Origin of the sequence: Kiloniella sp. EL199, assembly GCF_900313065.1 — a bacterium.
GTDB lineage: Bacteria > Pseudomonadota > Alphaproteobacteria > Kiloniellales > Kiloniellaceae > Kiloniella.
Genome location: NZ_OMPU01000014.1, coordinates 88,424 through 108,429 on the forward strand (window position 1 = coordinate 88,424; position 20,006 = coordinate 108,429).

Here is a 20,006-nt window from a genome sequence, read left to right on the forward strand (position 1 = left end):
CCTGTTTTTCAAGCCCAGCGCAACAGAAAACTGAATATTTTCTGCAAAGGGTGCGTCAATTCCCCCTTATCTTTGTCGTGGACCCTACCATATAATCAAGGCATAACACCTAAATCAACGTGCAAGAGACCAACCAAGAGTACTGCACATATTGTACAAGTCGCGGAAAATTCAAGTGCGAATTCAAAGGGAATTCAGGGATGAGTAAGGTTACAGAACAAAAAATTCTCGATACTTTGAGAACGATTGTAGAACCTCAGAGTAAAAAAGACATTGTCAGTCTCGGCATGATTTCTGGCCTTATCATAAAAGATGGAAATGTCGGGTTCTCTATTGAAATTGATCCTGCGCAGGCTGCAGAGATGGAATCTTTACGCAAATCTGCAGAAAAAGCAGTTCATGCTCTTGATGGCGTTTTATCAGTCAGTGCGATTCTTACCGCTGATAACGCCCCGGGACGGACAAAGCCTCAAGCAGCCTCACAACCTCCCAAGTCCCCACCGTCTCCTGGTCCCGGCAACAAAATTGAGCTTAAGGATATCAAGCACATTATTGCTGTTGCCAGTGGTAAAGGTGGTGTTGGTAAATCGACAACCGCTATCAATCTTGCCCTGTCACTCGCCAAACAAGGCCTAAAGATCGGGCTGATGGATGCCGATATATATGGCCCGTCCCAACCCCGTATGATGGGGATCACCGGGAAACCCTCCTCTCCCGATGGAAAAACCCTGTTGCCAATGGAAAGGCACGGCATCAAGTGTATGTCTGTAGGCTTTCTTGTTGCAGAAGACACCCCCATGATCTGGCGCGGCCCTATGGTTCAAAGCGCTTTAACCCAGATGTTACGAGATGTTGTTTGGGGTGAACTGGATCTGCTGATCGTGGACATGCCCCCCGGTACCGGCGACGCACAGCTAACCATGGCACAACAGGTTCCCCTCAACGGTGCCGTCATTGTTTCAACACCACAGGACATTGCCTTGCTTGATGCACGCAAAGGCCTAAACATGTTCCGCAAGGTGGATGTGCCTGTTCTGGGTATTATTGAAAACATGAGCGTATACATCTGTCCGGAATGTGGGCACGAAGCTCACATCTTTGGTGAACACGGCGCTCGTGCCGAAGCAGAAAAAATGGAAACACCTTTCCTTGGTGAAATGCCGCTGCACATCGACATCCGTATGACATCTGACGAAGGTGAGCCTATCGTAATCTCCTCACCAGACGGCGAACACGCCAAGCGTTACACAACCATTGCAGACAAGGTTTGGTCGAGCCTATCCAGCGCAGAACGAAAAGCACCTTCAATCTCGATGGAATAATCCAGCCCTTTCAGTGAAACACTCCGGTTCTGATACATAAAAAGCCCAGTAAAAATTTCACTGGGCTTTTTATTATGAGGCTTTTTCATACGATTTTGAGAATTTCGCTTTTTGTGAGAGGCTTCAAAAACAGATCAAACTGTTTTTGGTATATTTCATGGCAAGGGTGACAATAAAAAATTTCAGGCATCTGCTTGGTATCTCTGTTAGCCTGTTTCTGAACAGTTCTCTTTGTACTAAAACCAACTATGCAACAGAACTAAGCCCCGTCGACCTTGAATTGGTTCTGGCTGTTGATGTTTCCCACAGTGTCGATAAATACGAAGCAAGCCTCCAACGCAGTGGTTATGTCGAGGCATTGAAAGATTCGGAGGTAATCAACAGTATTAGCTCTGGTCCTCTGGGGCGCATTGCCGTGACCTATATCGAATGGGCCGGAGAGCAACATCAAATCAAAGTCGTTGAATGGTCCATACTTGATAGCCGTGAAAGCGCAGAGATCTTTGCTGACAAACTTACACGTCGCCCAATCAGCTCGGCCCCATCAACATCCATCAGCAGAATAATAGACGTTGCCAGCTTTGAGATTAATCATAATGATTTCATTGCCCCACGATCCGTCATTGATATTTCTGGCGACGGCCCAAACAGCGATGGACGTCATGTCCAGCTGGCCAGAAATGACGCGATTAATCAAGGCATTACGATCAATGGGTTGCCTGTTTTATCCTTTCGGCCCAACCCCAACGGACTCGGAGCACCATCGGCCTGGCTTGGGGCATACTACCTGAAAAATGTTATTGGTGGCGAAAATGCTTTCCTGATTGAAGTTCTCGGCTTTGAAGCTTTCAGTGAAATTCTAAAAGAAAAACTAAAACGAGAGATCAAAGGCACATCAGAGATTGCCTTCAACAAGCCTCAAGTCCTCAAAGAAGGAGGCAGAACTTACTAATTCACTAATTCGCGCTCTCATACTCGATTGGAAATAACAAAGGCATATCCGGGTGTACTATTATCCGGTGCATGCACTTCCCGGGAAACTTCGATCCATTCTTCAGTTTTCGTTTCAGGAAAAAAAGCATCAGCTTCAGGCGCAAGATCAACTTCTGTAATATAAAGGCGATCCGCAAGTTCAATGGACTGCGTATAGATTTGTGCGCCTCCGATGATCATTAACTCGTCACCGCCTGTACGCTGAACTTCTTCACGAGCCAGTTTCAAAGCATCTTCCAGGCTTGAACTCAAACTTACACCTTCTGCTGCAAAGTTTTCATCCCGGGTAATCACGATGTTAAGGCGTCCGGGCAATGGATGACCGATTGACTGAAATGTTTTGCGCCCCATGATCACCGGCTTGCCCATTGTCTGGGCTTTGAAGAATTTCAAATCACCGGGAATATGCCATGGCATAATGTTATCTTTCCCGATCGCTCGGTTTTTTCCATGGGCTACAATCAGGGAAACAGTCGTCATACACTCACTCTCTTCAATTACACATAACTAGAGAAAAACACTAAAAGCATGGCTCGTAGATTGCGTCCATTAACCTTGATTTCAGATTATCTATGAAAGCTGCTGGTCAAAGACGGATAAAATATCCTATTATGCAGCCCAGCCGTCATTGGCAATGAAGGCATCATAATTAAGCAATTATAAAAACGGAAGCCCAAAACCGAATGGCCGACATCAACAATAAATCAGGCGGATTTAAGCGCCAGACAATCACCGAAGCGGTGGCAGAGGCTCTCAGAGAAGAAATACTTTCAGGACAGCAAAAAGAAGGAGCACAACTAAGGCAAGATGCCATTGCTTCACGCTTTAACGTCAGCAGAATTCCCGTACGAGAAGCATTGCGGCAGCTGGAAGCAGAAGGTCTGGTTACCTTCTATGCCCACAAAGGCGCCGTTGTATCGGCTTTATCCCGCGAAGAAATCCGTGAACTTTTTGACGTCAGACGCTTGCTGGAAGGTGATTTGATCTCTCGTGCAATTCCCAGAATGCCGCCAGAGCTTATTCAGGATGCAGAAAACATCCTCAACCGTTATGATATAGCCCTTGAGAATGGTGAAGTATCTTTGTGGGGAGAACTAAATGCAGAGTTTCACCACATCCTTTATATCGCAGCCGAACGTCCAAAAACCTTGGCAATCGTGCAAAACCTGCACAACAATATTGACCGCTATCTAAGAATACAGCTCCACAGTGTCGGCGCTCGTGCCAAGGCACGCGACGACCATTGGGACCTTCTCAAATTCTGTAAAGCCGGGGATGTACAGTCAGCCGCCGATCTACTGGGTCGACATATTGAAGCTGGGTGCGAGAATTTAATAGAGTTTCTGGACGAACAGTCCGCCGGATAATATCAATCCCTCTGATAACATCATTGGGCGTGCCTCTAAGGACATGTACAAAAAAAGAAAAAAGCAGCTTTATCATTTGCTGCTTTTTTCTTTTTATGAACTTATTGTATAAAATATTCATATCATATTATTCAGGTCGAATGCGATGACTGATCTTCAAATAAAAACAGTAGAAATGCATACCGGTGGAGAACCTCTGCGCATCATTACTGATGGATACCCTGCAATCAAAGGGGCCAGTATTCTCGAAAAACGTCGCTATGTCAGGGATAATCTTGATCATCTGAGACACCTTCTAATGTTCGAGCCCCGCGGACATTATGATATGTACGGGGCTCTTCTGGTCGAACCGTCTCATCCAGAAGCTGATCTTGCTGTGCTCTTTTCACACAACGAAGGTTACAGTACCATGTGCGGGCACGCTGTCATTGCCTTGGGACGATATGCCATCGATCAAGGCATTATAGAAGCAGTAGAACCAATCACTACAGTTAAGATTGAATGCCCCTGTGGCCTTGTCGTTGCCGATGTAGATGTAAAAGATGGCAAAAGCGGTGCAGTTTCTTTCCGTTCCGTTCCTGCCTTTGCTTTCCTTACAGGCCAAAGCATTGATGTACCGGGATACAACACTGTCACATTCGATATTGGATACGGCGGCGCTTTCTATGCATTGGTTTCAGCAAAACAACTGGGATTAGATATACATAATTCCCCAACGAAAGATCTTGTTGATGCTGCTGATGCTATCAGTTCTGTCCTAAAGTCATCAATCGAATTAACTCACCCGGAATCCGATGACCTTGCATTCCTCTATGGTACAATTTTAACGGATGGTGAAGATTCCTATACAACAACACCAACCGCCAATATCTGTGTCTTTGCAGATCGACAGGTTGATCGAAGCCCAACCGGCTCAGGTGTCACTGCGCGTATAGCAGTGCAGATTGCAAAAAAACAAATCGAGATTGGGCAAACCCGCCAATTTAAGAGTGTCACCAAGAGTCTTTTTGACGCAACAGCTGAAGAGCTTATCAGCTACGGACCTTATCAGGCAGTTCATGTTCGGGTTAAAGGAAAAGCAAACTATACAGGTGAATCCACCTTCACGATAGAAGACGACGATGTAATTGGTCGGGGCTTTCTGTTAAAGTGATGAAAATTCAATATGATAAAAATAAATGACAGATAAATCGTCTCTTTAGCATTGAAATATTGTATATAATATCCGATAAACAAATATAATAATCTCAACACAAGTTAAAACAGGCAAAAACTTACACCATCCACAAACTTCGTGCCTTCATAATAGGCAGTCAATTCAAGAAAGTTCAGTGGATTAAAAAACCAATACCGGAACCCGGCATGAACGGGCTATCGATTTTAGAATGATCGCCAGTCGTCTAAATCAAAAATAACAGATCAAACAGACAGATGATAATCATCATCCCCAACTCAAGGAAGTATAAGTCTTGAAACAGAATTACATTAACGGTCAGTTTGTTGAAGGTTCAGCAGCCCGTGATAATATCAACCCATCAAACACATCTGAAATCGTTGGTGTTTATACTCAGGCTGACGCGGCACAAACCCGTGAAGCAATTGATGTCGCGGATGTGGCTGCGAAAAGCTGGTCACAGTCAACACCACAACAACGCTTTGATGTACTGGATACAATCGGCACAGAACTTCTGGCTAGAAAAGCGGAACTCGGTGAGCTCCTTTCACGCGAAGAAGGTAAAACCTTAGCTGAAGGTATCGGCGAAACTGCGCGTGCAGGACAGATCTTCAAATTCTTTGCAGGCGAAGCACTGCGCCTTAAGGGCGATAAACTTGCTTCGGTCCGTCCCGGCGTAGAAGTCGAAGTTGTCAGAGAAGCGTTGGGGGTTGTGGGCATCATTACCCCATGGAACTTCCCGATTGCCATTCCGGCATGGAAAATTGCCCCGGCAATCTGTTATGGTAATGCCATCGTTTTCAAACCAGCCGACCTTGTTCCCGGCTGCGGTTGGGCACTGGCTGATATCATTTCACGCTCTGGCTTACCAGAAGGCGTCTTCAACCTTGTCATGGGTCGTGGTTCTGTTGTTGGTGAAGAAATCCTGACCAATCCTAAAGTAAATGGTGTCAGCTTCACCGGATCAGTTGCGACTGGCCGACATGTTGCCGCAACCTGTGCCGGGCGTATGGCCAAATTCCAGCTCGAAATGGGTGGTAAGAACCCTCTGGTTGTTCTTGATGATGCAGATCTTGATATTGCGGTTGAGACAGCCGTTCAGGGCGCATACTTCTCGACGGGTCAGCGCTGTACGGCATCCTCACGCCTGATTGTTACAGAGGGCGTTCATAATGAATTCGTCGCGAAAGTAATCGCCAGACTTGAACAACTCAAAATCGACAATGCCTTGTCAGATGGTGTCCACATCGGTCCGGTTGTCGATGAAAATCAACTAAAACAGGATCTGGATTACATTCGCATTGGTCAGGACGAAGGTGCAAAACTTGCTTATGGCGGTGAACTTCTGGAACGTGCAACCAAAGGATTCTATCTGTCTCCGGCCCTCTTTACAGAAACCGGCAATTCAATGCGCATCAACCGCGAAGAAGTCTTCGGACCTGTTGCCTCTGTTATTCGTGTTACCGACTATGATCAAGCCCTTGCCGTTGCCAATGATACAGAGTTTGGTTTGTCATCCGGTATCTGCACAACATCCCTGAAATACGCATCACATTTCAAACGGAATGCCAAAGCAGGTATGGCAATGGTGAATTTGCCCACAGCAGGCGTTGATTACCATGTTCCATTTGGGGGCACCAAAGGATCTAGCTATGGCAGCAGAGAACAGGGCAGCTACGCTGCTGAATTCTTCACAACAGTGAAAACTGCCTATACGCTGCCATAAGGGAACGAATACGACTCAGCCTATGGAGATTATGGATGAGCGCGGGAACGAAAAAAAACATACTCGTTATTGGATCGGGTATCATTGGTCTTTGCAGTGCAAGCTATCTTCTAAAAGACGGCCATTCTGTAACCATTGTTGAACGCGATCCACTCGGTGATGGTGCATCTTGTGGTAATGCAGGTGCAATTGCCGCAACAGAAATCGTTCCCTTCGCTCTTCCCGGGCTTTGGAAAGATGTACCAGGTTGGCTACTGGATCCCCTAGGTCCTCTATCCCTTCGCCTGACCTATTTGCCAAAGTTCCTCCCCTGGCTGTATCTGTTCCTGAAATCCAGCAGTCATCAACAGGTAGAAAAAACAGCTTCGGCAATGAGTGCCTATCTGAAAACGGCTTTTGATGACTACGCCCCTCTTCTGGGCGAAGCCGGCCTGCAATCCCTTTTGAAAACAGAAGGTTCGCTAACAGTTTACAAAAGCGAAAAGGGAAGAGAAAAAGACTCCTATTACTGGGATTTAACCCGTCGAAACGGTATCAAAGCCCGCAACCTCTCCCGATCAGAAATTCTGGACCGCGAACCACAGTTGGGAGAGCTGGCAAAATGTGGTGTCTACACGCCTCAATGGGGACACTTTGCTGATCCGGCGGATTTAATCAAAGGCCTTGCAGAACAGTTTACCCGCAATGGCGGCACCTACCTTACAGATGAAATAGAACATATTGAACACCAGGATAATCGCCCTGCATCAGCAATAACCAAGGGCGGCAAGAATATCGCATTTGATCAGCTGGTGATCTGTGCCGGAGCCTGGTCCGCACGTTTGGCAAAAAAGCTTGGAGATTCTTTTCCACTGGATACTGAACGTGGCTATAACACTACACTGCCAACCCCCGGAGTTAGTCTTAACAACATGGTCCTTTTTGCAGAGGACAAGTTTGTTGCCACGCCCATGAGCATTGGTCTGCGTATCGGCGGGGCTGTTGAATTTGCCGGGATCGAAGCCGAGCCCAATTATAAACGATGTGATGCGCTTCTAACGCTAGCAAAAAACTATATGCCAGATTTGAATGGTACAGACGGAACCAAATGGATGGGGCGTCGTCCGTCCACCCCCGACAGCGTGCCGGTTATTAGCCAATCAAGCCAACATACAAATGTCCACTATGCCTTTGGTCATGGGCACCTTGGCATAACCGGGGGGGCTGTCACAGGACGCACCATTGCTAATATGGTGTCTGGCCAGCCAACAGGATTTGACCTCACCCCTTTTAAAATTGATCGCTTTAGCTCTTAAACTAAAAACCCCGAGCGCAAAACCACGACTTGGCTAGAAAGCTTCCATAAGGATAAATACACGTGGCAAACCATACTTTTTTCTGTGTTGATGCACATACTTGCGGAAACCCGGTCCGGGTTGTTGCTGGCGGCGGGCCTCTTCTTCAAGGGAACTCAATGCTGGAACGGCGCGCGCATTTCCTTGCCGAATATGACTGGATCAGAACAGGATTAATGTTTGAACCGCGCGGACACGACATCATGTCCGGCAGTATTCTCTATCCCCCGACCCGTGAAGACTGTGATATCGGGATTCTATTCATTGAGACCAGTGGCTGCTTGCCCATGTGCGGGCACGGTACGATTGGCACTGTCACGATCATGATTGAGCGCGGTCTGATTACGCCAAAGGAAGAAGGTGTTTTGCGTCTGGATACCCCCGCGGGTCTGGTGATCGCAGAATACAAAAAGAACGGTGATTATGTTGATTCAGTTCGCATTCGCAACGTAGCCTCTTTCCTTCATTCAACCAATCTTAACGTTGATGTACCTGACTTCGGCAACCTGAAATTTGACGTCGCCTATGGCGGTAATTTCTACGCCATCGTAGAGTCGCAGGAAAATTATCAGGATCTCAATGACATCACACCGGGCGATATTCAGCGTCTTAGCCCCATGATCCGTAACTTGATAAACGAAAAATACGACTTTGTTCATCCTGAAGACGATCGCATTCGCGGTTGCTCACACCTACAGTGGACGGGAACACCGGTACATCCAGAAGCCCATGCCCGAAATGCCGTCTTTTATGGAGACAAAGGAATTGATCGTTCGCCCTGTGGCACCGGTACATCCGCCCGAATGGCACAGTTAGCCGCCCGTGGGAAACTGGATATCGGTAGCGACTTTGTTCACGAAAGCATCATTGGCAGCTTATTCAAAGGCCGCGTCGAAGATCGAATAAAAGTTGGTGAATATGATGCCATCATCCCATCTATAGAAGGTTGGGCGCGTATTCACGGCCTAAACAACATCTTTATTGATGATCGCGACCCCTACGCAAAGGGTTTCTTGCTTGCATAACCCCCATCAAATCAAAAGCCGTGTTTGAACAGTTAGAATTTTAACAACTTAATCAACCGTACCAAAGGTTTGCTACATTGAAACCATGTTCAATGATGATCGAAGCAGGAGATCAGACGGTTACGCTTCTTCGAGGCTATCTTCTATAAAATAAATTTGTAATTTAACCTGCATCTCAAAAAATTACATTATTTTAGATTGTAGAAACAAGGCTAACACGGCAACATCATCCTCACCAAACCATCATTAAAACATATCCCTGACCATAAAGTATCGAGCATTAATGTAAAAAGAGGAAAGATATGGAATCGGGCATGGAAAAAAACATTCCACTAAGCAAGAAAAGACTCACCTTGCAAGTGATTGCTGCCATAATGTTTGTCGTCTTGGGAAGTTGGATACTAACTCTATCTCCTGACAGCATTGAGAATAATCGTCGTTTCAACAACATTTATCTTGTTTACGGCGTAGGCATTCTAGGCGTCACATTTTTTGGATATTGCGCTCTTATTGGTGTGAAAAAAATGCTTACTTCGGCCCCCGGCCTGATCTTTAATAAAGAAGGTATTATAGATAATTCCAGCGGTGTAAGCGTTGGCTTTATTCCATGGAAAGACATCACTGATATCAAAATTTCTCAAATAGCACATCAAAAATTTATTTCTATTGTAGTTAACCATCCAGAAAAGTATTTCAAAAAAGGAACCCGCATCCAGCAACTTTTAAACAAAGGGAATATCAGCATGTGCGGTACACCTATTAACATTTCCTGTAACACCTTAAAAATAAAGCACAAAGACTTACTTTCTCAGCTCCAAGAATATCATCTGGCCTACAAGACTTCAGGTTAGAAATAGATATAATCCCCATCTCTAATCAAATCATTATAATATGGGCTGAAATAACACATTAGGCTTTTGGCAACCAGTATTAACGTCACACTGTAAACATTCATCAGGCGTTTATGTTCGGCCAAGTGAAAGATGGGGTAAAGGTACTAAAAGCTTCCCATTAATATAAGAAAAGCTTTTAGTACCAGATATATTTAAACTGATAGTCCACTAATTAGTGAAAATCATCCTATTTTATTAATAAAACCGTCAACCTGCCTGGATAAGTCACTGCTAAAACCTTGTAACTCTGTCGTCGCAGCAAGAACATTTTGAGATGCTCCATTTGTTTGATTTACAGAATTTTCAACTAAAGAAATCTGCTCAGATGCAGTAGAGGTATTTTGAGAAGCAACAGATATACTGCTCGCAATTTCAGTTGTCGCACTACTCTGTTCTTCTATAGAAGAAGAAATGACGGTAGAAATTTGGTTTATTTCCTCAATAATCGTTTGAATACCCTTAATCGCACCGCCAACAGATCCCGTAGCAGATTGAATATCATTTACTTGCTGTTCGATTTCTTCAGTAGCTTTGGCTGTTTGAGATGCGAGACTCTTAACTTCAGAAGCAACAACAGCAAATCCTTTACCGGCTTCTCCTGCTCTTGCGGCTTCGATTGTCGCATTAAGTGCTAACAAGTTTGTCTGCTCAGCAATTTCTGCAATTAAACTGACAACTTCTCCTATTTTTTGTGCCGCTGTTGTCAACTGTTCCATTTTATCATTTGCGCCAATAGCTTCATCTGTTGCGCTTGTTGCAACAGTGCCAGATCTTTGTACTTGCTGCATGATTTCGTTTATTGAAGCAGCAAGCTCCTCAGATGCAGCCGCAACTGCATTTACACTTTCAGTCGCATGGCGTGTAGATCCTGTTGCCTGATTAGTCCCAGCAAGAGCCGCTTCTGAATCCTTAGACATATTTTGGGCAATCTCGGTCAAATTCCCTACTGACGAAGAGACTTGCTTCACAATACTTTCAACAGAAGCTTTAAACTCTTCAGATAAGGCCTTTCTTTCTTGTTGCGCAGAAGCTTCATATTGCTTTTCAGCTTCAATACGCTCTCGCTCCAACTGCTCTTTTTCTTCCGCATTCGCTCGAAAAATTTCCAATGCTTGAGCCATTTCGCCAACTTCATCTTTTCGATCAATGTAGGCATTTTCAATGTTCAGATCACCGCCTGCGACCTTCTCCATCATAATTGCAAGCATCGGAATTGGGCGCATCAAACTACGAAGAACAATAATCGTAATGATTGCACCAATAAGAGTCGCAATCAATGAAGCAACAATGAGCGCATTAATAATATTATTTAAGCCCAGATTGATCTTTTCTTTAAGAACACCAGCATAGAGAATACCAATTTTTTGCCCTTCAGGAGAAAGAATTGGTTCGTAAATAGTATAATAATCTTTTCCAAGAATATTAGCTTCTCCGTTAAATGTTTTTCCAGATAATATAACTGGATATACTTTCCCCTTTTGGCCTAGTGGTGTTCCAACGGCTCTGGCTCCATCACCTTTAATTATGTTTGTTGTAACCCGCCAAAAATCTTTACTCTCATCTTCCCACCGGAAAACAGTAACCGTTTCACCAGTTATCTTTCCAATTTCATCAATCATATTATGATCCTTGAAATCGCTAATCCCAGCCATAACTAAATCCCGAACTTTACCTTTATTGTCGACAGAAAAGGTCGTTTCAGGATACTGCTTTTTCAAAAGAGCAGCCGCTGTTCGCAAACTAGAATTTTGCTGCTCAATCACTGTTTGAGTTAAATCGGCTTTAAAAGTCCATGCAGCCCAACCACCAACCATGGAAGCCGTGATTGCAATAATAAATACAAACAAAAAGACAATTTTCGTACTAATTTTCAATGACTTCATCATAACAACCCCTAATTTTTGGCAACTTTCCCTGTGAATACTTTTACGGCCATAGTATTTATTTTTACTTAACTGAAAGACATACAAACAATTAAACTCATCCGAGAATAATCAACAAACAAAATATGTGCATTATAAAAAAGTTATTACTAATCAAACAATTAAATAGGTTCAAATATTAAAATCCCCTAAGTGTAACCCTACATTAAATATATTTTTTTGATACATTAGATATGTATGAAATCAACCCACCAGATAAAAACCCAAACAGATGTGCTTCGAATGAAACGCCCCTCGTAGGAATAAAAAGTCCCGAGATTAACCCGCTATAAAGCGCGAGAACAAATACTGCGATGACGATTGATCGAAAATCTCTTCGCCACCATGCAGATCCCAAGAGATAGCCTAGTAACCCATAGACAAGACCACTCGCACCAATATGAAGTGCTGTGCGCCCAAAGCACCATACCAGCCCGCCCGAAAAGAGGATAAGTGCCAAACACACCGAACGAAACTGACCCTTTCTGTCTCCGCGCCTTTCCAATGACACCAAACAGCCAAGGATTAACAGAGGGACCGAATTAGATATCAGATGGACATAGTCAGCGTGTAAAAAAGGAGAAACAAGAATTCCCGGAAGTGTTCCAATGTGTCTGGGGACAAGACCGTATTGATAAAGTGCGCCTGACAATACCCAGTTCAAGGCAAAAACGACCCAGAGGCCGCCCACAAAAATAAAGACATCCCGGAAGCGATTAAGAAAATTCATCCTAATTTCATAATGTCCAATATCACGAAGCCCGTTTGCATGTCACCAACGATTAACCCGTTCCCATTTCCCCAAAAGCTCTCCTTCAGTACTATGTACGTCATAATGAGAAAAATTTGCGCAGGACATACAGGTATGAATTGGCAAGATCCGAAGACGGCTGCCAACCGGAAATTTATCGTAGGGCAAATCACCGGAAACGGATGTAATAAGACCGTGTTCCTGATGAACAGATTCAACATATAATTCTTCAATAACGTCGCCATCCAGTCCACACACAAGACCATAGCCTGTGTGGGAAGAGAACTCGCTAGCACTTATATCTTTCGATAAAGCTAAACCGCCAGCATCAATTAAAAGACGTTTTGCCGTTTTGTTATGCCCGATGACTGAAGCCAGAACCGTCGCTGCAATCTCATTTTGCTTGCATGCTCCGATAAACATCTGGTCAACATCACCAAACATATAAACGCCCGGTCTTATTTCTGTCAGTCCTTCGTAGCTTTTGGCAAAAACAGCTGTCGGTGTTGAACCGGCGCTGACAACAGGGCAAGCAAACCCTGCCTTCAAAAGACGTTCTGAGGCTTTAACAACAGATACCCTCTCTTGCTCGGCTATTTCAGCAATCTCTTCTGGTGTAGAGAAATGATAAGAATGACCGGCATGAGTCATTACACCTTCCAAGCTCAAGCACCGGGACGCTATAATAGCCGTTGCCAGATTCAAAAGATCTTGAGAATCAACAAGTACACCTCCGCGTCGCCCGCCACTGTCAATCTCGATTATAATTGGAAAAGTTGTCCCGAGCCTCTTGGCTTCATCATCCAGCAAGGAAATGGCATCAGAATTATCAGTGATCAACGTCAGTTTGACGCCCTTATCCTGCACTCGCTGCGCCTGAGATAGTTTTGATGGAACAATCCCCACACCATAGAGAATATCTGTTACACCACCACTGGCAAAGAAATCTGCTTCAGCCAAGGTAGAAACCGTAATGCCATCAAAACCATCTTTTGTCGCACAGTGATAAGCTTCGAGAGTTTTCGCCGTTTTCATATGCGGGCGTAACTTTATTCCGGCTTCTTTGACGCGCTCTTGCATCACCCGACAATTTTCTTCAAACACATCCTTATCAAGCAAAAGCGCTGGCGTATTCAGAGTATTGAAAGGCATGATTTTGTCCCCTAAAGGTGCTTGTGTTGATGAAATGTAAAACGGGTCAATCAGTACAAAGATTTACGTTTAAACAGATACTTTTCCTGCGATATGTGGGTGCGCTTCGTAATCAAGAATCTCAAAATCATCAAAGGTATAATCAAAGATACTGTCGGGTTTTCTTTTGATCCGCAGGCTCGGCAATTTGAGCGGTTCACGTTGTAATTGAGTTTTCACCTGCTCAAAATGATTGGAATAGATATGAGCATCACCAAAGGTATGGACAAAATCACCCGGTTCCAGATCTGCTTGCTGTGCAATCTTATAGGTCAGAAGCGCATAGGACGCGATATTAAAGGGAACGCCCAGAAAAATATCCGCAGATCTTTGATAAAGTTGGCAAGATAACCGACCTTCGGCAACGTAGAACTGAAACAGACTATGGCACGGCGGCAAGGCCATATTGTCCACCTCGGCCACATTCCAGGCAGAAACAATATGCCGTCGGGAATCAGGGTTACTCTTGATTTGCGCCATCAAATTCGTGATCTGATCTACCGTTGTGCCATCAGGTGTGGGCCATGAACGCCACTGGTGTCCATAGACAGGACCAAGATCGCCATTTTCATCAGCCCATTCATCCCAAATCCGCACCCCGTTTTCCTTAAGGTATTTAATATTCGTATCCCCGGACAAGAACCAAAGCAACTCGTGAACGACCGACTTAAGGTGAAGTTTTTTTGTCGTCATCAAAGGGAACCCTTGAGACAGATCAAAGCGGATCTGTCGCCCAAAAACACTTCTAGTGCCTGTACCTGTACGATCTCCTTTATCCGTTCCGTTCTCCAGGACATCTTTCATGAGATCGAGATACTGACGCATTAATTTTCCTTTCAAAAGTTATGGTGTGCAAAAGTTAGGATGGGAAGAATCCGAAAACCTGTTTGAAATATCATATCACGTGTCAGGATTTAGTCATCAGTTGAGCAGATGTCCTTTTGCAAAAAATGTTAATCTCTCATAATTTATCTATCCAACCGCCTTGCCAGAACGCTCAATGAAGAAGTGTCCCGAATGAAAATAATCAGAACTCTTAAATATATTTTTATCGGTGTAGGCCTCATCGCCCTGCTCTCTATGGGGGCATGGTCCTATATGACATTTCAATTTATCGATACGGCTCATTCTGCCCAAGGAACAGTGACTAACTTGATCCGGTATCGCTCTTCATCAAGCTCGTCCACAAGCAACTCTTATGTCTATCGTCCTGAAGTTGTCTTTCAGACCTTAACAGGCGAAAAGATAACCTTCCAATCAAGCACCGGGGCAAATCCACCAGCTTATAGCAGAGGAGAGACCATTAGCATTCTCTATGCCCCCCAAGCCCCACAAGATGCGAAAATCAATGACACCTTATCGCTTTGGTTTGGCCATATCATTTTGGGAATAGTGGGTTTCATTTTTTCCGCTTTTGGTCTTGGTATATCGGCCTATCTATACAAAAAAGAAAAACTGAAAAAGTACCTGTTACGTCATGGTTCTCCCGTTACGGCCCAAATAGATTCTATTAGTGAGAACACGAGCATAAGGGTTAATGGCAAATACCCGTTCCAGATTATAGCGCGCTGGCAAAACCCGATAAACAACACGCAACACCTCTTCAAAAGTGAAAATATATGGTTTAATCCCAGCCCTCATATACAGCGAGATACCGTCATTGTTTTAGTTGATCATTCAGATCCGGAAAAATATTTTGTCGATATTTCCTTCCTGCCCAAAACAGCGGGATAATTCTTGGTTTTCGCTATTTAAAATAACGCGTAAATCCTTTTGGCTAAGAAAAACACTCTTTTTAGACATCTACTCTTGTGAAGTCCTACAGATAGTTACTATATTCAAGGTGTCGGCTTCGGTCGTCTATGGTGCTAAACGGACTTATGGAATAAGCGTTGTGGACCCGGGGGCGGTACCCGGCGCCTCCACCATTCCTTACATTCAGATGAATGTGAATTATGGGGGCGAAACAGGATCGACACGCGTGGTAAAGATTTGTTCGGTGCCCGGCATGGTTCCGCCGTTATCGGGCCGTTTTGAGTAATTGCAAATGACAATTCTCGTGAGGTAGCTCTCGCTGCTTAATTGCAGTCTGAGCAACCGCTTTTAAGCCCTAGGCTGTCACAAGCCTAGGCGGGGTTCGGGGGCACCTGGCAACAGAAGCCCCCACTTTTCATGTCTGGACTCTGGCTTTGTGTTAGAGTAGCAGATAAAGGTATAAAATGAATCAGAGCGACAAAACGTTCAGATAAGCAGTGGCCGGGTAAATTAGAAGTATGTCGGGAAACAACGAGATTTCAGAAAGCGAACTCCGCTACGACCATATGGTCGAAAAAGCTCTCTTGAATGTGGTTCGGGAATCGCTTGAATACGCCGCAGAACATGGCCTGCCCGGCGACCATCATTTCTACATCACCTTTAAAACAGCTCAGGAAGATGTCAGTATCCCTGACCACCTGAAAGCGCGCTACCCCGGTGAGATGACCATCATCCTTCAATATCAATTCTGGGATCTTGAAGTTGGTAAAGATGGCTTCAGCGTAACACTAAACTTCTCTGATGTTCCGGAACGCATGAGCATTCCCTATTCTGCTATCGTTGCCTTTGCCGATCCATCCGTACGATTTGGCTTGCAGTTTGATATCACAAATGGTGATGACGAAGATCTGGAAGAAGAGTTAGAAGATCTTCTGGAAGATTTTGACGAAGACGGTTTCGAAAATAGCGATACAGCTGCCAATGCAGATGACAGCCCGGAAGAGCAAAAACTCAAGGAAAAACAGCGTGAATCCGGTGATAACATTGTCACGCTGGATACATTCAGAAAAAAGTAATCCTTCTTCATCCGAATATCTAGGCATAACTGCTTCAAAACTCGACTTGAATACCATCCTGTTATGATTTGATGGAATGATCTTTTGTATGCTTCAATACAAGGGATAAGAGGTTATTGCTCTCTCAAAAATGCACAGCTATGGCATAGAACTGCTCACGCAGAAATATAGCCAATTTCTAGCTCATTTGATCTTCCAATCATCAATAACCGACCTGCCAAAGCAATTAGGGGGCAGCCATAAAAGGCCGCCCCCGCATACAACTTTAGAAAAATCGTGTCAAAAGGTGCTAGAAGTGAGCTGACTTTGTATTCCCCGGCTTTTGAAGCGGCGGCGCAAACTTGGTGAGGTCAATACCTTCAACAGACGCCTTGTACTCTTCCATTGTTGGGGTACGACCAAGAATTGCAGAGAGAACAACAACCGGCGTAGAAGCCAGTAAAGATTCACCTTTTTTGTCCTTGGAATCTTCCACAACGCGACCTTCAAAAAGACGCGTTGAGGTAGCGAGAACAGTGTCACCCTTAGCAGCTTTTTCCTGGTTCCCCATGCAAAGACTACAGCCAGGTCGCTCAAGATAGAGAATATTCTCATATTCTGTACGAGCCTCAAGTTTTGGGGCTTCATCATTAAATTCAAAACCAGAATATTTTTGCAAGACGGTCCAGTCACCCTCTTCCTTCAACTCATCAATGATGTTGTAAGTCGGTGCGGCAACAACCAATGGCGCTTTGAATTCGACACTACCGTGCTCTTTCTCAAGATTACGAAGCATTTGCGCTACAATTTTCACATCGCCTTTGTGAACCATACAGGAACCAACAAATCCAAGATCGACTTTCTTCTCTGCCTGATAATAGGAAATAGGTCTGATTGTATCGTGTGTATAACGCTTGGAAACATCGGCATTGTGAACGTCTGGATCTGCAATCATTGGTTCATCGATTTCATCCAGATCAACAATAACTTCTGCAAAATATTTGGCGTTATCATCGGGGATCAATGCTGGCTTTTCACCGGATTTGACTTGGGCAATACGCTTTTCAGCAATATCGATCAAGCCATGGAGCATTTTATTATCGTTCTCCATACCCTTGTCGATCATAATCTGAATGCGTGATTTCGCAATCTCCAGCGATTCAATCAGGGTCTTGTCTTCGGAAATACAGATTGACGCTTTGGCTTTCATCTCAGCAGTCCAATCTGTGAAGGTGAAAGCCTGATCAGCCAGAAGCGTACCGATATGCACCTCAATAATACGCCCCTGGAAGACGTTATCACCGAACTGGTTAAGCATCTGTGCCTGTGTCGCATGAACCACATCACGGAAATCCATGTGATCAGCCATAGTACCTTTGAAGGTAACCTTAACTGATTCAGGGATTGGCATCGTTGCTTCACCAGTTGCCAAAGCCAAAGCCACTGTACCTGAGTCAGCACCGAAAGCCACACCTTTTGACATTCGTGTATGAGAGTCACCACCAATGATGATGGCCCAGTCATCCACAGTGATATCATTTAATACCTTGTGAATCACGTCTGTCATGGAATGATAGACATCTTTCGGGTCACGTGCTGTGATCAGTCCGAACTTGTTCATAAAAGCCATCAGCTTGGGCGTATTTTCCTGAGCTTTAAAATCCCAGACAGACGCCGTGTGACAACCAGACTGGTAGGCACCATCTATTGTCGGGGATAAAACTGTCGCAGCCATAGCTTCAAGTTCTTGCGAAGTCATAAGGCCTGTTGTGTCTTGAGAACCAACAATATTAACCTTTACACGAACATCGGAACCTGCATGCAAGACAGCCCCCGGACGAACACCAACAGCATTTGCATTGAAGATTTTTTCAACGGCTGTAAGCCCTTGCCCTTCATGATAAATCTCTCTTGAAGCAGCAAAAGCTGATTTCAATTCCACACCCAGAGTTTCAGCAGCAAAGGTCTGAAGCTTTTTACCGAATACGATAGCATAAGACCCGCCGGCCTTCATGAACTCAACCTTTTGCGGACTAAAAGAAGAAGTCACGTCAGCAAGTTCTTCATCACCAACATCATTGAGAAGCTTTTTGTCTTTTGTATTGATGGTGAGAACAGTCCCCGTTTCTACAGAGAATTTCTGTTCCAGAATTGGATTGCCATCATTGTTCAGAATTGGCTTGCCTTCCGGACTTAGCTTCTTAACCCAATTCTTCAGATCAATACCAATACCGCCAGTTACCCCAACTGTTGTCAGGAAAATCGGCGAAATCCCGTTTGTACCCGCAACAATCGGTGCAACATTAACAAATGGAACATAAGGACTGGCCTGTTTACCTGTCCACAAGGCAACATTGTTAACCCCGGACATACGTGAAGATCCGACACCCATGGTGCCTTTCTCAGCAATCAGCATCACCCGCTTATCAGGATGCTGCCTTTGAAGTTCCTGAATTTCATCCTGTGCGTCTTTGGAGATAAAGCATTTACCATGTAGTTCACGATCAGAACGAGAGTGTGCTTGATTCCCCGGCGACAGCAAGTCGGTGGAAATATCGCCTTCAGCTGCGATGTAGGTAACAACCTTGATCTCATCTTCTACGTCAGGAAGCTTGGTAAAAAATTCAGCCTTGGCATAACTTTCCAAAACATCACGTGCAATAGCGTTTCCGGCATCAAAAGCCGCTTTCAGGCGTGTCGTATCAGCATCGTAGAGGAAAACCTGTGTTTTCAGCACTTCTGCAGCTTGTTGAGCAATCGAAAAATCATCACCAAGAGCCAAATCAAGAAGAGCTTCAACAGAAGGTCCACCTTTCATATGAGAAAGGAGTTCAAAAGCAAAAGAGCTAGTAATCTCTTCAACGACTGCGTCACCAAGAATAATCTCTTTGAGAAACGCCGCTTTTTCGCCAGCTGCGCTGGTTGTGCCGGGCAAGGTGTTGTATATGAAATACTTCAGAGAATCTTCTCTGTGTTCGTTTTTCGTATCTTTGATTTGAGATATGATTTCTCGAGTAAGCGCATCATCTTCTATAGGTTTAGGGTTTAATCCCTGTTCTTTACGCGCTTCGATCTCTTCTAGGTAGGCTGTATACAGGCTCATGGTTATCCCGACGTATGACGTTAGATAAGTTATTAAATACCAGGTCTTGATAAAGGGACTAGGAGGACCCGGGAAGTTTTTTGTATGTCGGTGTATAGCAAATTCATGCCGCGTTGCAATATATTCTGCGGCAGCAACACGAGCTTTCCCAAGTCTCTATCGTAGCAACACAGTATCTTTTAACTGTTTATTTCTTCGATGCACGTCCCATAGTTTTGGGATCCCACTTTACCACTTTCTTGGGCTTTTCAGGCGTTGCGAGAATAGAATCATTGTTCTGACCGACCTGGCTGGCAAACTCTTCAAAACGCCGACGCATTTCTTTCTTCTCTTCAGAAGACATCTCCTGAACAGATTTGTCAGATAAATCTTTCTGGCGAATATCACTCATGCTC

The 20,006-nt window shown here is 44.6% G+C and carries 17 protein-coding genes and 1 other RNA gene; 11 read left to right on the top strand and 7 right to left on the bottom strand.

What is annotated here, in order from left to right:
- Positions 1-200: 200 nt before the first annotated feature.
- The gene (gene apbC / locus D9A03_RS18260) at positions 201-1,322 is read left to right on the top strand and encodes an iron-sulfur cluster carrier protein ApbC (protein ID WP_120498665.1); all 1,122 of its coding nucleotides are present in this window, start codon (positions 201-203) and stop codon (positions 1,320-1,322) included.
- A gap of 157 nt (positions 1,323-1,479) precedes the next feature.
- A complete protein-coding gene (locus tag D9A03_RS18265) occupies positions 1,480-2,274 on the top strand; it encodes a DUF1194 domain-containing protein (protein ID WP_120498666.1) in 795 nt (264 codons plus the stop codon).
- Between the two features lie 17 nt (positions 2,275-2,291).
- On the opposite strand, the gene D9A03_RS18270 is transcribed toward D9A03_RS18265, so the two are convergent.
- Complete coding sequence (locus tag D9A03_RS18270) at positions 2,292-2,795, bottom strand: dihydrofolate reductase (protein WP_120498667.1); 504 nt, start codon at positions 2,793-2,795, stop codon at positions 2,292-2,294.
- Between the two features lie 203 nt (positions 2,796-2,998).
- On the opposite strand from D9A03_RS18270, the gene D9A03_RS18275 reads away from it, so the two are divergent.
- From D9A03_RS18275 to D9A03_RS18300, 6 genes are all read left to right on the top strand, one after another.
- Positions 2,999-3,682, top strand: coding sequence for a GntR family transcriptional regulator (locus D9A03_RS18275; protein ID WP_120498668.1), 684 nt, complete (start codon positions 2,999-3,001; stop codon positions 3,680-3,682).
- Positions 3,683-3,827: 145 nt separating this feature from the next.
- A complete protein-coding gene (locus tag D9A03_RS18280) occupies positions 3,828-4,835 on the top strand; it encodes a proline racemase family protein (RefSeq protein WP_216825534.1) in 1,008 nt (335 codons plus the stop codon).
- Between the two features lie 316 nt (positions 4,836-5,151).
- Positions 5,152-6,582, top strand: a complete 1,431-nt coding sequence (locus D9A03_RS18285; RefSeq protein ID WP_120498669.1) for an aldehyde dehydrogenase family protein — start codon at positions 5,152-5,154, stop codon at positions 6,580-6,582.
- A 35-nt stretch (positions 6,583-6,617) separates the two neighbouring features.
- Positions 6,618-7,877, top strand: a complete 1,260-nt coding sequence (locus tag D9A03_RS18290; protein ID WP_120498670.1) for an FAD-binding oxidoreductase — start codon at positions 6,618-6,620, stop codon at positions 7,875-7,877.
- Between the two features lie 62 nt (positions 7,878-7,939).
- Entirely contained in the window at positions 7,940-8,941 is a 1,002-nt protein-coding gene (locus D9A03_RS18295; RefSeq protein ID WP_120498671.1) for a 4-hydroxyproline epimerase, read from the top strand.
- Between the two features lie 302 nt (positions 8,942-9,243).
- A complete protein-coding gene (locus D9A03_RS18300) occupies positions 9,244-9,792 on the top strand; it encodes an STM3941 family protein (RefSeq protein ID WP_120498672.1) in 549 nt (182 codons plus the stop codon).
- Positions 9,793-10,016: 224 nt separating this feature from the next.
- Here the strand turns inward: D9A03_RS18300 and D9A03_RS18305 are convergent, their stop codons facing one another.
- The 4 genes from D9A03_RS18305 to D9A03_RS18320 all read right to left on the bottom strand — a co-directional run bounded on the left by D9A03_RS18305 (position 10,017) and on the right by D9A03_RS18320 (position 14,523).
- A complete protein-coding gene (locus D9A03_RS18305; protein ID WP_162938243.1) occupies positions 10,017-11,804 on the bottom strand; it encodes a methyl-accepting chemotaxis protein in 1,788 nt (595 codons plus the stop codon).
- A 118-nt stretch (positions 11,805-11,922) separates the two neighbouring features.
- Positions 11,923-12,486 carry a rhomboid family intramembrane serine protease gene (locus D9A03_RS18310; protein ID WP_120498674.1) on the bottom strand — a complete coding sequence of 188 codons (564 nt, stop codon included), beginning with the start codon at positions 12,484-12,486 and terminating at the stop codon, positions 11,923-11,925.
- A gap of 42 nt (positions 12,487-12,528) precedes the next feature.
- Positions 12,529-13,659 (bottom strand): alanine racemase, encoded by a 1,131-nt coding sequence (locus D9A03_RS18315; protein WP_120498675.1) that lies wholly within the window; start codon positions 13,657-13,659, stop codon positions 12,529-12,531.
- 69 nt (positions 13,660-13,728) lie between these two features.
- Positions 13,729-14,523, bottom strand: a complete 795-nt coding sequence (locus D9A03_RS18320) for a thymidylate synthase (protein ID WP_120498676.1) — start codon at positions 14,521-14,523, stop codon at positions 13,729-13,731.
- Positions 14,524-14,715: 192 nt separating this feature from the next.
- Here D9A03_RS18320 and D9A03_RS18325 point away from each other — a divergent pair, with 192 nt between their 5' ends.
- The 3 genes from D9A03_RS18325 to D9A03_RS18335 all read left to right on the top strand — a co-directional run bounded on the left by D9A03_RS18325 (position 14,716) and on the right by D9A03_RS18335 (position 16,529).
- A complete protein-coding gene (locus D9A03_RS18325) occupies positions 14,716-15,432 on the top strand; it encodes a DUF3592 domain-containing protein (protein WP_120498677.1) in 717 nt (238 codons plus the stop codon).
- A gap of 71 nt (positions 15,433-15,503) precedes the next feature.
- Positions 15,504-15,866, top strand: a transfer-messenger RNA (tmRNA) gene (ssrA, locus tag D9A03_RS18330).
- 105 nt (positions 15,867-15,971) lie between these two features.
- Positions 15,972-16,529 carry an SspB family protein gene (locus D9A03_RS18335; RefSeq protein WP_120498678.1) on the top strand — a complete coding sequence of 186 codons (558 nt, stop codon included), beginning with the start codon at positions 15,972-15,974 and terminating at the stop codon, positions 16,527-16,529.
- Positions 16,530-16,818: 289 nt separating this feature from the next.
- On the opposite strand, the gene D9A03_RS18340 is transcribed toward D9A03_RS18335, so the two are convergent.
- Complete coding sequence (locus tag D9A03_RS18340) at positions 16,819-19,611, bottom strand: bifunctional aconitate hydratase 2/2-methylisocitrate dehydratase (RefSeq protein ID WP_120498679.1); 2,793 nt, start codon at positions 19,609-19,611, stop codon at positions 16,819-16,821.
- Positions 19,612-19,798: 187 nt separating this feature from the next.
- Positions 19,799-20,002: a hypothetical protein gene (locus D9A03_RS18345; RefSeq protein WP_120498680.1), complete on the bottom strand. Its 204-nt coding sequence runs from the start codon at positions 20,000-20,002 to the stop codon at positions 19,799-19,801.
- Positions 20,003-20,006: the final 4 nt, after the last annotated feature.